This is a genomic window from Priestia sp. 179-F W1.4 NHS (assembly GCF_045369295.1).
In the GTDB taxonomy this organism is placed as follows: Bacteria; Bacillota; Bacilli; order Bacillales; family Bacillaceae_H; genus Priestia; species Priestia zanthoxyli.
This window is the reverse complement of record NZ_JBIQFF010000026.1, coordinates 1-12,643: the sequence shown is the minus strand read 5'-3', so window position 1 is coordinate 12,643 and position 12,643 is coordinate 1. Positions and strand designations below refer to the sequence as shown.

The following is a 12,643-nucleotide window of genomic DNA, read 5'->3' as shown; positions in this document are numbered from 1 at the left end:
GTTATTGTTAGGTACTACATACCCGTTTTTTAACTTAAAGGTGTTTTTTATTTGTCTCACTCTAGGGGGTCAGTCCCATATTAGCAAAGGTTTCTTTTTGTTAACTTAATTATGAAATTATAAATCGAACTTTCTTTTCTAACTTATTTTTCTTAAGATATTTGGATCAGGTCAATAGGCTACAAACACCACATAACGAATCCAATGTACAAGAGTCCAAAAGATACAAATAAAATATATTTTACTATTTGCAGACGTGTTTGAGACGTCATATTTGGTTCATTACTTTTCACTTCTTGATTCACCTCTAGTTACCTCTCACTTTGGTCAAAAATATACACATTTGATCTAAAACTAATATTTAAAACAAGTCCCATCAAACACATGGTACTCATAAGAGAACTGCCCCCATAGCTTATGAAAGGTAAAGGGATGCCTGTAATAGGAAGAAGACCTATACACATTCCTATATTCTCAAGAACATGGAAGAAAATAACGGATATAATTCCTGTACAAATGTACGTAGAATACTTATCTTTTGTATGAAAGGCTACCGTTATAATTTGATAAATTAATACCATAAACAAAAGGAGAACCAAACTTGTTCCCACGAATCCATAATTCTCTCCAATTGCACTAAAAATGAAATCTGAATGCTTTTCCGGAACATACACAGCATAATGAGAGGTATCTCGCCCTGATATAGAACCCGAACCGATTGCCTTTACAACCTGTAAGTAGTTATAGGAAAGACTTCCAGCATATGATTCTGGATCAAACCACGCATAAATACGATCAAACTGGTAGGGGTGTAAATGAAGATATTTTTCTAAGATTGCCGCATGATTCAGTACCATGTATAAAATGATAGAAGCGACTACTCCCATAGACGCAAAAATAGGAAGAATGAGCTTCCATGTGACACCTGAAATAAATAACATCATAAAAAATAAAAAAATCATTACGAGTGCTGTTCCTAAATCGGGTTGTTGCATAATCAAAAGTATCGGGATAGAAAGAGTTGCACCCAATTTTCCAATCAACAGCAAATCACTGCTGACATCTCTAACTCTAAATTTTTCGTTGTGTTGTTGAATTACTTTACTAAACGCTAATATTAAGGAGATTTTCATGAACTCGGATGGTTGTATTGAACCAATTCCAGGGAGCACAAACCAACTTTTCGCATTGTTTTTGAGAGGGGCAATACTTGTGGGCGAAATAATTAGCAAAATAAGAATAAAAATAGTAAAACCGTAGAAAAACCATGTGATCCGATTCAATTGGTCTTCATCAGGCCTCATCATCATGAAGATAATGACTCCGCCTACAATGTACCATTCCACTTGTTTAACGACGAAATTTGTTGTGTACTGTCCTGTTTGTTGGGCATTAAAAATAGCAACACAACTAATGATAAAAAATAACAAAAGGGTGAAAGCAAGCCCATAATTAAAGCTTTCTGATTTCTTACGTTCCATTTGTAAAACACCATTTCTATATAGATTTGTTGACATCGTTAATTAGACGCTTCAAAAACAAAATAGTTTTCTATTTTTGAGAAAAATTCACTTAGATATAGTAGGTTATAGGCCATACTTTGTTTGATATAAATAAAAAAAGAAATACCCAAAGAAATAGTGGAGCTATTCCTTAGGGTAGTAACTAATCTATTTAATTTAGTTTTTTCTTTCCCTTAGCGTAAATAATAATTTTATAAGGATCCTCTTTTATTTTGGCCTTCATTTTTTTTGTTTGGAGGAATTCATCAATAACCCCTTCGAGTTCATTGGCAAACTCTTTATTCTCCTCAGAATAACTTAATGAGGTATAGATGAATACTTGTGGTTCAGGGTGAACAGAGTAGCCGACCATCTTCACATGATATTCCTCTTTTCCTAATAAATCTTCACCAACATCATCAAGGATATTTCCCCATCTACCTTCTTGTTCACGTTTCTTAAGGTTTATTTTATATACTTTTATAGGCGTTTTTTCTTCCTTGTTTTTAGCAAGAACATCGATAATTATTTGCTTCATCTCTTCAATATGTTTTTCAGTATCAGGTACTTCTAGCTCCACTCTTACATCTTGATCAAATCCTCCCATATTGAGAGATAACACATGGTAATTTTGTTTTTTTAATTCATTATCTATTTCTTCGTTAATCTTGTCATATTTTTCTTGACGAGGATCAGGGTTATACTGGTATTGAGCAGGATCATATCGTGTAATTTTGACTTTATAACTATCATAATGACGTGCTTCTAACATATCTTTTGCAATGTTATTGATATCACCTTTTATACTCTTAAAGTATTTTTCAGAACCTGTTACAGATATCTCAATCTGTTTTTTTTCGCCATAATAAGTTTGACCTAAAGAATCAATTTTATATCCTTTTTTCTCAAGCTCTTGATACAATACATCTGACACAGGTTCTTGCTTAAACAACTCTCCTAAGTAAGGGATCTTAGCAGCCACTTGAGCCATTGCTGGAGAAACAAATGCTGAACTAATGAATGCACCACTCAAAATAACGAGTGCAATACCACAGTACACAACATTTCTTAGAGGACGATTTTGTTTCTTGAAAAATATATCTTTTTCAGGTTTTACTGATTCTGATTGTTCTAATTGGTCGATTGCTTCTAAAAGTCGCTGCTTCTGTTTTTGTTTTCGGTTTGATCTCCAGACCAACTCCTCATTCAATTTTTCTAGTGAACTATCATCCTTAAAAGAATTAAACCGTTTCTTCATATATATACCCGTCCTTTACTAACTGCTTTCTCAAAGCAGGAATTGCCCTGAACTGTGTAGACTTTACTTTGCTTTCAGACCACCCTAAAATGGTAGCCGTATCCCTAACAGAAAAACCTTGAACTTTTCGCAGTAAAATAACCTTTCTGTGTCCGTCTTTCAGCTTTTCTAACGCTTGATACAGCTCTAGAGATGTTTCTTTAAGCTCAATCATCTCTTGAGGTAAACGAGTAGGGTCTGTTTTCGACAGAATAAAATCTTTTAGAAGACTTAAAGGTTTCTGTTTTCTAAAATAATCAATGGTGACATTATGCGCAATGCGGAACAACCACGTCTTTTCACTGGAGTTTTGCTGAAAGGAATCGTAAAAGAGGTAAGCTTTCACGAAGGTTTCATGCGTCAAATCTTCAGCTTGCTGATAATCTTTCACCAGCATTAAAATAAATTTTAATATGGCGTCGCTATGGTCGTCATACCAACGCTCAATTTCTTCTTTTTTTGTCTTTTCCAATATCCTGACCATCCTTTTATCCAATATTCTTTACTTAGACGAGAGTTTTTCAAAAAAAGTTGTGTTTTTTATACAAAAAATAAAAAAACTCTCAAATAAGAGAGTTTTTGATTCAATATGCTATAAATTTTTATTGATTAACTTTAATGAAATGTAAGGATAAATGCCTTCTAGAGAGTGTATTTATCGTAATAGAACTATTTAACTTTAGTTACGATGACAAGTATCGTCGGTAAAAGAATAAGCAAATTCTATTAGACTAGTTTGTTTAATACGATAAGGTTTTAAGGTCTATACCCGTACAAGAAATCAAACATAAAGAAACATATAAAACCTATAAGCAAGAGAGGAACCACACTGATTCCTAAATATACACGATGTAGAGGTTTTTTTAGTTTTTTGAACCAGTTATAATACAGTATTAAAAAAAGAATGCAGACAGGTATAAAGAACACAGCAGAAAATATATCTGTTAACTTTGAGTTTGCATCCCAATATTCGTCCGGAACAGGAGTATGCACATACCATTTATCGGCTAAACGAGTTTGAAGATAACTAAAAAGTAATATTCCTAACGAATAATAGACACCAACCAACCACTTTAACCATTTTGGTAAATAAGACTGACTTGCAACAATACACATAAGTACTACTATAAGAAACACTGGAACACTGTAACTCATTTGAAACCTCCAACATAATCTAAGTTTCTAACAACAAAATATGAGTAATTTTACCATATCAGTTTATATGTGTATATACCGGTTTTGAGGTAGAAGAGATAGAATCTTAATTAGCATGATTGATTCTGCAGGAAGTAAATAGCAAGCTTAATAAATCGAAGTTTATATTCCTACTTCCCATACCACAACATCCTAAAAATCAGTACTTATCAACCACTGCTCCTAAACTAGCTGCTTTAACATAGGGCTTATTTTGCAAGGAAAGGAGTTCTTCTTTTGTTCCTGTAACTACTACGCCTATAATTAATCCATTTTCTTGTCTGTCTTTTAGACTTTTGACTTCCCCTGGATCTGTTTTTTGGAGCTCATTTAAAAAGTCTGCTTCTGTTTTGACTTTATTACTCGTTAGTTTTACTCCTAGTTGTGGTGATGGTTTAGAAATACCTAATAACCATCGTCCACTTTCTGGCTCACCTCTGTACCCAGTAGACTTTGCATATTTATAGTTATAGTTATCTACCCAGTACCATGTTTGGTGAGCAGATGTAGGCAGCATCTTTTGTACTTCTTTCAGTGTGTAATTTTTATCAAAAGATATGGCCATCTCCATATATTTATCATTTGGATAATCTTTAATCATGTCAAAGTCATTAGCATACACCTTATACTTATACTTAGGTACGTAGAATAGCATCTCACGTTGTCCATTAGGAATATGATACATTGTAGTGTCATTAACAATCGTACTGTGCGTTGAGAAGGATGCATTAAAGTTTCCATTTAAATCGTACGTTATTTCTTCTGTACCCCAAGGTATAACTTTATCTTCAATCACTTTAAATACTTCACTCTTAATCGTTCCCTTTAAAATTCCTGTTGAGATGGTATCCGTGTTAGTAAATGTGTTCGGAGACATTCTTACATGATTTTCTTTAATGAACCGTTCAGTTAGTTTATTTCCTTGTGTATTTATAAAATAATCGTTTCCTTTTATTAATACAGTAATAACAAAACAGACTACGAGTGCTGAGATAAAAACTGTTCGTAAAAATGCTATGTATTTTGCTTTTTTTAGTGTTCTATGCAAAGACTTTTCATCAAAAATGGAATCTAACTCATCATTCGTTTTTTTCATGACATTCTCTCCTATACATTTCTTTAAACGTCTTCCTAGCACGAGCTAAATACGTTTTAACAGCTTCAGGTTTCATATCCACATATTCCGCAATTTGTTTATAAGACCAGCCCAACTCGTACTTTAAAAGAAGTAGCTGCTTAAAGGTGGGAGACACCTTTTGAAGGATGCTTCTTACTAAAAGCTGATTTTCTTTTGCAATCATTATGTCCTCAATTAATTGCTCATTGATAATAAGGTATTCCTCTACTACTGCGTAATAAGATTTTTTGTTTTTTCGACAGTAATCGTAATATAAGTTTATAGCTACTTTAAAAAGCCACGATTTATATTTACCGGTATCAATCGAATCAAGATGAATAAGTAATTTACAGACTGCTTCTTGAACAATATCTTTAGCTGTTTCTTGGTTTGCACCTTGTTTGATTAAGTATAAATAAAGTTGATTCATGACATTCTTTAATTGATCGTTTGATAACCGATTTTTCAAGTGTTTTTCCTCCTTCTTGTCTTATAACGTATGAACAGTGAAAAAGTATACAATCGTTTCACATTTTTCTACAAAAAAGGAAAACAATTAATCTCTTATTATAAGTTCAAAGAAAGAATGAGTTAATTCTATATTTCATGCGACATATTTTTGATAATACCTTGTATTATAAGGTATTCTTTTTTATAATTTCATAAGAGGTGGATAAATTGGAAATTAGTAGAGAGATTTTGAAAGGGCATATTGATACGATAATCTTATCGCTACTGCATCAACGGGATATGTATGGCTATGAATTAGCTAAGATTGTTCGTGAGAAGAGTGAAGAACAATTTGAACTAAAGGAAGGCACTCTTTATTTGTCTTTAAAGAGATTGGAAAAAAACAATTGGATTTCTTCGTACTGGGGAGATGAACAAGGCCCTGGTGGAAGAAGAAAATATTATAAAGTCACATCATTAGGTACGCAAAACTTTGAAGCCAAGCGTTTAGAATGGCAATTTGTAAAGAAAATGATGGATTCTTTTTTATGGGGAGGCACTAAGTGAAGAGAATAGAAAAATTTGTGGATTCTATGTACCTGAATGTAGAAGGAAATCAACAAGAAATTAATGAGCTGAAAGCAGAAATGACCAATCATCTGTTGGAAGCAGTCCATGAATTAAAAGCAGAAGGCAAAACAGAACAACAGGCCATTGCAATAGCGATTAAACGGTTTGGTGAAGAAAAAGAAATACGAAATGTGATTGGACAATTGTTTGAAATACAGAAGATATTTGCAAAGCGCATCCTATACGTAGCAGTAGTATGCTTAATCGTCACAATGTCCAGCTTTTATTTTCTGTGGAAAGTGGAAGAATTAACGGCTCAAGGAATATCCGACACAGGTTCATTAATATCCTATGAATTGAAAGATAAAGATGTGATAACCAGAGACATAAAAAGAAAAATAGAAGCGTTAGTAGAAGATACAAACTATGTTTCTGGGGTTACTATTTATAAATCAAAAAATATAATCAGCCGTTCTGGCGAAAATTATATTGAATATCACTGGAAGGGAGTGCAGCCAGATTTTCAATATCAAAGAACCCTTTGGGCTCCAAAATGGTTAGGAGCAGACTTTGACACATTTGGAAATGGGGATGACCAATGGTTCATTTCAATAGACAATAGAAGCTTTAGTCGATTAGAAGCCGTTGTCTTATTCGTGGGAATGACTATTTACTGGACTCTGTTTACTATCTGGGCAATTATCAATGCTTATCATCAAAAAAGGTTACGAATTGGATGGGTTTTTATATTTGTATTCTTTAATATTCTAGGCTATTTAATTTATTATCTTACAGGAAGACAAGGTCTTATCCCTAGCAAACATGATGAATTTTATGAGGATTACATTTAGGAGGCACACTTTACCCGGTTTGCTTTTCATGTAGAGTAATAGCTTTTGAAAAACACGAGAAAGGACTAATGATGAGCTCATTTGTTCTAATTCTAGTCCTTCTCATGCTAGGTATGCTATTATTTACGATGAATTTTAATAAAACATTTTACCGGTAACAACACAAAGAAGAGGAAATTTTAAGCTTTCCTCTTCTTTTTATTTCTAAAAATGAAGCTAGCTATAAGTAAAACCCCAAAAAATATTGTTAAATCACAAGTTAATGGATCTCCTGCTAAGTTTGTTTCATCCACAACTATCCCTTCTTGAAACAATAAAACTGCTGCAATTATTACAAAAAATAAAGAATTGAATAGTATATAGCTAGTTGCTTTAATTTTATTGTTTAAAAACACTACATACATGAAGTTACATACTAAAAGAAGAGCTATTAAATAATAAACCGGTCTAAAAAGTGTAAAAGTATCCCCAAGCATCGATATGTTCCTCTCTATTCATTATCCTGTTTTTTATATCAATATATTTCCATTTCATCAAATAATTAAGCTTATTTCATCATGTGTATCATATATAACCTTAGCGCACATAATGTAGTTTATCCGAAAAAAAAAAGAGACGACTATTTAGAAAGTCGTCTCTTTTTTTTACTCGCTTTAATTAAATAAATATCGTAACATGAGCTCTCTTGTTTTCTCATAAATCTTATATTCTTCGTACAAATTTATATAGGTAGAGATTTCTTTTTCTAAAAAGGAATATTGAGGAAAAACTTCAAAAAAAGTCAACTTTAATTCATTGATCTGATTTTGAGGAATTTTCTTCGTTTTACCTTTCAACATATAACTTAAACTGCCAGCAATATTCATCCAATAGCTATTAAAGTCTGCGGTTAACAGGTCGTCTTCATGTAATTTCACACTAAATTTATCTTGTATTTTACAAATGTCTTCATGAGGAAATGGATGATACAAATCATCATTAAGCTTTTTTAATTCATCCAATATAGTTAGTTTCCTTATATTAAACTCCACCTTTTCTTGTTATGTAGAGCTTTATCTTACCACTGTTTACACAAGGTTCAATACAAAAGATACGTGCATCCTTTATATACTTTTAGTTAACATAGTCCATATTCTCGGAAGATATAAGTTTACCTTATGTTCTCTTTAAGTTTTCTGTAATTTTATTACATATAGAGTTTATATAAAATTAAAGTGAAGAACTTATCTAACACTTTAATTTTAGGAGGAATTTGATGTCTTTCACTTTTAAAGCAATTGATCACATTCAATTAGCAGCTCCAAAAGGTTCTGAAGAAGAAGCAAGAAACTTTTTTATTAAGGTATTAGGATTTAAAGAATTAGAAAAACCAGAAAATCTAAAAAAAAGAGGCGGAGTATGGTTTGGTTTTGCTAACTATCAAGTTCATATCGGAATAGAAAATCCATTTTCACCAGCAAAAAAAGCACATCCAGCATTCCAAGTAGAAAATATTCACCTGTTAAAAGATCATTTAAGAAACAATAATATACATTACATTGAGGATGATAATCTCCCAGGAGCAGAAAGATTCTATATGGACGACCCTTTTGGTAACCGACTAGAATTCCTAGAATGGAAGTAATGTAAGGGTGTATAACCTATACATTTTCAGTTTACATAATCACTCTTTCCGGAACATATGCAAAAAGAGAACCCTTATGGGAGTAAGGGTTCGAAAGAGGTCTCATTTATGAGTTATGCAGCTTTTTATACATCCTTGACGCGTAAGGGTTTCATACTAGGGCGTAACCCAAACGAATGAATAAAAAGTGCACCTTCTATACATATGCTCGTACGGAAAATATAGTCTATATAGATAAATTATGTTACTATTTATCTACAGTTATAGAGTTACCTTAAAAAGCAACCTCACTCCAATGCCATTAGAGAATGAGGTTGCTTTTATTTTCTTTAAAAACAAAAACTAATCAGTTGAAGTAATCTTTTCTAATCGGTTTAACAATTGATCAATAAATTGACTGATTATAATGGTATCACGGCTAGTAAATCCTTCTTCTAATCCCACTTTAATCATAAGTTCTCTTGCTGCCTCTATATCTACAAGTAAAGCCTTTCTTAAAGTACTGTTATATCTGTATCTTTGCAATTATATAGTCACCTATCTCTCTAAGTTGTTAAGTCTTTATTTAACAGTAACTGGATTTTTACCCTATAACAATAATTGTTCCTGTAAAATCCAATTAAGAGTATGAAACGCGTCTTTTAGGGATTGAATTCGCCAATTTATAGAACGTAGAGGAGTACATAAAAGTAGATGTATGTGCAGTTTTCTTTCGTTTTAACGTTTAAAATCTTCTTTTAATTAATTGGTTATATGTATAAATTAAACCAATTTATACATATAACCTTGTCTAAACTAATGTTATTAGTTAATATGTAAATACAAATAGTTTTTAGCCTAATATACGAAGGAGATGTTCTTATGAGGGTTATTCATAAAGCACACTTACATCAATTGACTTTTCTACCGGGGTTTTTCCCAGTAAATTGTTACCTAGTTGAAGAGGAGCATAGTTTAACATTAGTTGATGCTGCGCTTCCTTACAGTGCTAAGAAAATATTAAAAGCTACTAAAAAGATTAACAAACCTATTACACGTATTCTTCTAACCCATGCGCACGACGATCATGTAGGAGCACTTGATAAAATAAAGCAATTACTTCCCAATATTCCTGTACATATTTCAAGTAGAGATGCCCGATTAATGGGTGGGGATATTACGTTGGATCCTAATGAACCGAATACTCCTATACGTGGCGGAGTACCTAAAAATCTAAAAACCCGAGCAGACATTTTATTACAAGATGGTGACCAGATTGGTTCATTAATTGCGATAGCTGCTCCTGGGCATACCCCAGGCTCAATGGCATTTTTGGATACCCGTACTAATACCTTAATTGCTGGTGATGCCTTTCAAACACGTGGTGGTATGGCAGTAACTGGCCAGCTTCAACCTTTATTTCCCTTTCCAGCAATGGCTACATGGAATAAGGAAGTTGCGCTTCAGAGTGCTCACAAATTATTGAATTACAATCCTTCATTGCTTGCTGTAGGGCATGGAAAAATGATAAAACAACCAGAAAAAGCTATAAATAACGCTATTACAAAAGCTAGATTAAATTTAAAACACATTTAACCCATAGTAAGAAAGGGGTCTACCTATGGCCACAAGACCAGGAATTGATTTAGACACTATTTTAAAAGCCTCCACAGAAATGGCAAATACACAAGGGTTAGACGAAGTAACATTAGCTTCACTTGCTAAAAAACTAAATATCCGTCCACCTTCTCTATATAACCATGTAAATGGATTACCAGCATTAAGGAAAAAACTTGCTGTTTATGGTTACGAACAACTTTATAAAGCGTTAATAAATGCAACTGTAGGACGTTCACAAGATAATGCAGTTCGTGCACTCGGGGAAGCTTACATAGTTTTTGTTCGTAATCATCCAGGGTTGTATGAAGCAATGCTTCGTTCTCCTAATTCTGATGACCTAGAACTTAAGCACATACAAAACGAAACCATTAATATTGTTATTCAAGTACTTAATGAATATGGCTTAGGGGAGGAGCAAACTTTACACGCCGCACGAGGGCTACGAAGTATTTTGCACGGCTTTGCTTCACTTGAGCAGAAAAAAGGATTTGGTCTCCCTCATGATCTTGATGTAAGTCTTCTCATGTTAGTAGATATTTTTCTAAGAGGAGTAAATGCGATGAAACAAGAGAGTAAAAACAATGAAGACAATTAATTTAATATGAATCTTCTTTATTTCATCAAAACTTTAAATTTAATGTTGCGATTTTCTTTGGAATTGTTCGCACTTGGCTCACTAGCTTACTGGGGATTCCAAACTGGAAAAGGGTCAATGAGAGTATTGTTAACAATAGGTGCTCCGTTAATAATTGCAGTAGTTTGGGGGATTTTTGGTTCTCCTCGTTCTTACGTTCAACTATCTACCCCTATGCATATATTGCTTGAACTGCTTGTATTCGGGCTTCCTTCTGTTGCTCTATACACTAGTGGTAAGCATTCTCTGGCACTTATTTATATTACAATCGCTATAATAAATCGCATTTTAATGTATATCTGGCAGCAACAATGATACTAAAATGTATAGATGGTTAAAACCCAAAAACGATTACTCAGATTAGAGTAATCGTTTTTGGTTAAATTTCTTTCACACCCTATGTGTTACATAAGATAGCTTTTAATTAGTTCGCAAAGGTATAACTTTACGAACTATGAATTTTAGTTATTTTACATTAAAATATACTATTTTTTAGAATATAGGAGACACACAAGAACATACGTTTGACTTTCTTGATTAGGCTGTGATATATTTCTTGTCTATACACCACTATACATAGTAGAGAATGAGGTAAGTAGATATGAAAAAAGCTGAATTAATTGATGCTGTCGCGTCGAAATCAGAATTAACAAAACAAGACACAAAGAAAGCCATTGATGGACTATTTGCAACGATTTCTGCCACACTAGCAAACGAAGAGAAAATCCAAATTGCTGGATTTGGTACATTCGAAGTACGTGAACGTGGAGAGCGTACAGGACGTAACCCACAAACGGGTGAACAAATTGTTATTCCAGCTACAAAGGCTCCAGCCTTCAAGCCAGGTAAAGAATTTAAAGAAGCTGTAAAATAAAAAAGACTTACATAAACCCTCCAGAATTTTGTTCTGGAGGGTTTTAAATAGCTTGAATTATAAAAGATGAACAGTAGACACTGTATGACAGGAACACACGTCTAAATTACGCTTTAATACCAAATCTAAATTCAATTTCATTCTTTAGAATTTCTGCCCCTTTTGGGCTTAACACAATTCCTTTTGCATATTCTCTGTTTTGTGAGGTCACTTCACCGGTAATCATACATTCATTTTGAGCTTTGTATTTCTGAAGAATAATGTAATTGCCATCAACAAATATTTCTACAGGATCTTTTTCTTTGATAGTAAGAACCTTCCTTAACTCTATAGGGATAACAATACGGCCCAACTCGTCTACCTTTCGCACAATACCCGTTGTTTTCATATTTTTCCTAACCTCCAAATGTAAAATAAAGAATATGAACTCTAGATATCCTCTTTTATAGGGTTTAATTTTGGCTGAAACAATTATTTATTCTTATAGAAAAACGAAGGAGTTTTGTTGTCTCTTCTTTTTTGAGAAAGTAATTTAGCACGAGAATAAATAGTTGCACAAATTACTTGATACTCTCCCCCTACATTTCACATACTTCTATGATAAGGTCTATATGGTAAGAACACAAAAAATAAGCAGCACCTCGTGTTTTTATCACGAAATGCTGCTTTTTCTTTAATTATTTTTCAGCTTATAGCCTTTGAATTTATAACCGTATACACTCGTAAGATTGACGAAGCTCTTGTAAGAATACGTAATGGCAACCGGTGTGCCTACTTGAACTTTGTCATAAAGCTTTTCAACGTCTGTATTGTGCATTCTCACGCAACCTTGGCTCACGTATTTTCCAATGCTGCTTTCATTGTTATTACCGTGAATGCCGTATGTATCACCATACGTACCGTTTGCATTTAACCCTAACCAACGTTTTCC

General features: G+C 33.2%; 18 protein-coding genes. 7 read left to right on the top strand and 11 right to left on the bottom strand.

Annotation, left to right across the window (positions count from 1 at the left end):
* Positions 1–311: 311 nt before the first annotated feature.
* The 6 genes from ACH0CI_RS27315 to ACH0CI_RS27290 all read right to left on the bottom strand — a co-directional run bounded on the left by ACH0CI_RS27315 (position 312) and on the right by ACH0CI_RS27290 (position 5,579).
* Positions 312–1,481, bottom strand: a complete 1,170-nt coding sequence (locus ACH0CI_RS27315) for an FtsW/RodA/SpoVE family cell cycle protein (RefSeq protein WP_406902565.1) — start codon at positions 1,479–1,481, stop codon at positions 312–314.
* Between the two features lie 193 nt (positions 1,482–1,674).
* The gene (locus ACH0CI_RS27310; protein WP_406902564.1) at positions 1,675–2,760 is read right to left on the bottom strand and encodes a DUF4030 domain-containing protein; all 1,086 of its coding nucleotides are present in this window, start codon (positions 2,758–2,760) and stop codon (positions 1,675–1,677) included.
* The gene (locus ACH0CI_RS27305; RefSeq protein WP_099000609.1) at positions 2,744–3,271 is read right to left on the bottom strand and encodes an RNA polymerase sigma factor; all 528 of its coding nucleotides are present in this window, start codon (positions 3,269–3,271) and stop codon (positions 2,744–2,746) included. The genes ACH0CI_RS27310 and ACH0CI_RS27305 overlap by 17 nt, the downstream gene beginning before the upstream one ends.
* A gap of 284 nt (positions 3,272–3,555) precedes the next feature.
* Entirely contained in the window at positions 3,556–3,954 is a 399-nt protein-coding gene (locus tag ACH0CI_RS27300) for a hypothetical protein (RefSeq protein WP_116740896.1), read from the bottom strand.
* Between the two features lie 199 nt (positions 3,955–4,153).
* The gene (locus ACH0CI_RS27295; protein ID WP_099000607.1) at positions 4,154–5,089 is read right to left on the bottom strand and encodes an anti sigma factor C-terminal domain-containing protein; all 936 of its coding nucleotides are present in this window, start codon (positions 5,087–5,089) and stop codon (positions 4,154–4,156) included.
* Complete coding sequence (locus tag ACH0CI_RS27290; RefSeq protein WP_099000606.1) at positions 5,073–5,579, bottom strand: RNA polymerase sigma factor; 507 nt, start codon at positions 5,577–5,579, stop codon at positions 5,073–5,075. The genes ACH0CI_RS27295 and ACH0CI_RS27290 overlap by 17 nt, the downstream gene beginning before the upstream one ends.
* A 209-nt stretch (positions 5,580–5,788) precedes the next feature.
* On the opposite strand from ACH0CI_RS27290, the gene ACH0CI_RS27285 reads away from it, so the two are divergent.
* Together ACH0CI_RS27285 and ACH0CI_RS27280 are read left to right on the top strand one after the other, a co-directional pair.
* A complete protein-coding gene (locus ACH0CI_RS27285; protein ID WP_116740894.1) occupies positions 5,789–6,127 on the top strand; it encodes a PadR family transcriptional regulator in 339 nt (112 codons plus the stop codon).
* The gene (locus tag ACH0CI_RS27280; RefSeq protein ID WP_394531783.1) at positions 6,124–6,981 is read left to right on the top strand and encodes a permease prefix domain 1-containing protein; all 858 of its coding nucleotides are present in this window, start codon (positions 6,124–6,126) and stop codon (positions 6,979–6,981) included. The genes ACH0CI_RS27285 and ACH0CI_RS27280 overlap by 4 nt, the downstream gene beginning before the upstream one ends.
* A 179-nt stretch (positions 6,982–7,160) precedes the next feature.
* Here the strand turns inward: ACH0CI_RS27280 and ACH0CI_RS27275 are convergent, their stop codons facing one another.
* Positions 7,161–7,457, bottom strand: coding sequence for a hypothetical protein (locus ACH0CI_RS27275; protein ID WP_406902562.1), 297 nt, complete (start codon positions 7,455–7,457; stop codon positions 7,161–7,163).
* A 177-nt stretch (positions 7,458–7,634) separates the two neighbouring features.
* Complete coding sequence (locus ACH0CI_RS27270) at positions 7,635–7,982, bottom strand: YxiJ family protein (protein WP_406902561.1); 348 nt, start codon at positions 7,980–7,982, stop codon at positions 7,635–7,637.
* Positions 7,983–8,236: 254 nt separating this feature from the next.
* Here ACH0CI_RS27270 and ACH0CI_RS27265 point away from each other — a divergent pair, with 254 nt between their 5' ends.
* On the top strand, positions 8,237–8,605 hold the full coding sequence (locus tag ACH0CI_RS27265) for a VOC family protein (RefSeq protein ID WP_406902560.1): 369 nt from the start codon (positions 8,237–8,239) through the stop codon (positions 8,603–8,605).
* A 342-nt stretch (positions 8,606–8,947) separates the two neighbouring features.
* Here the strand turns inward: ACH0CI_RS27265 and ACH0CI_RS27260 are convergent, their stop codons facing one another.
* Positions 8,948–9,130, bottom strand: a complete 183-nt coding sequence (locus ACH0CI_RS27260; protein ID WP_061860267.1) for an aspartyl-phosphate phosphatase Spo0E family protein — start codon at positions 9,128–9,130, stop codon at positions 8,948–8,950.
* Between the two features lie 336 nt (positions 9,131–9,466).
* Here ACH0CI_RS27260 and ACH0CI_RS27255 point away from each other — a divergent pair, with 336 nt between their 5' ends.
* The 4 genes from ACH0CI_RS27255 to ACH0CI_RS27240 all read left to right on the top strand — a co-directional run bounded on the left by ACH0CI_RS27255 (position 9,467) and on the right by ACH0CI_RS27240 (position 11,712).
* On the top strand, positions 9,467–10,180 hold the full coding sequence (locus ACH0CI_RS27255) for an MBL fold metallo-hydrolase (RefSeq protein ID WP_406902559.1): 714 nt from the start codon (positions 9,467–9,469) through the stop codon (positions 10,178–10,180).
* Positions 10,181–10,205: 25 nt separating this feature from the next.
* Positions 10,206–10,799, top strand: a complete 594-nt coding sequence (locus ACH0CI_RS27250; protein ID WP_406902558.1) for a TetR/AcrR family transcriptional regulator — start codon at positions 10,206–10,208, stop codon at positions 10,797–10,799.
* A gap of 6 nt (positions 10,800–10,805) precedes the next feature.
* Positions 10,806–11,153 carry a YrdB family protein gene (locus ACH0CI_RS27245; RefSeq protein ID WP_406902556.1) on the top strand — a complete coding sequence of 116 codons (348 nt, stop codon included), beginning with the start codon at positions 10,806–10,808 and terminating at the stop codon, positions 11,151–11,153.
* A 286-nt stretch (positions 11,154–11,439) separates the two neighbouring features.
* Positions 11,440–11,712 (top strand): HU family DNA-binding protein, encoded by a 273-nt coding sequence (locus ACH0CI_RS27240; RefSeq protein WP_025753496.1) that lies wholly within the window; start codon positions 11,440–11,442, stop codon positions 11,710–11,712.
* A gap of 106 nt (positions 11,713–11,818) precedes the next feature.
* On the opposite strand, the gene ACH0CI_RS27235 is transcribed toward ACH0CI_RS27240, so the two are convergent.
* Positions 11,819–12,100 (bottom strand): AbrB/MazE/SpoVT family DNA-binding domain-containing protein, encoded by a 282-nt coding sequence (locus ACH0CI_RS27235; RefSeq protein ID WP_247807456.1) that lies wholly within the window; start codon positions 12,098–12,100, stop codon positions 11,819–11,821.
* A gap of 285 nt (positions 12,101–12,385) precedes the next feature.
* A partial coding sequence (locus ACH0CI_RS27230) for a L,D-transpeptidase (RefSeq protein WP_406902555.1) occupies positions 12,386–12,643 on the bottom strand: 258 nt, incomplete at its 5' end.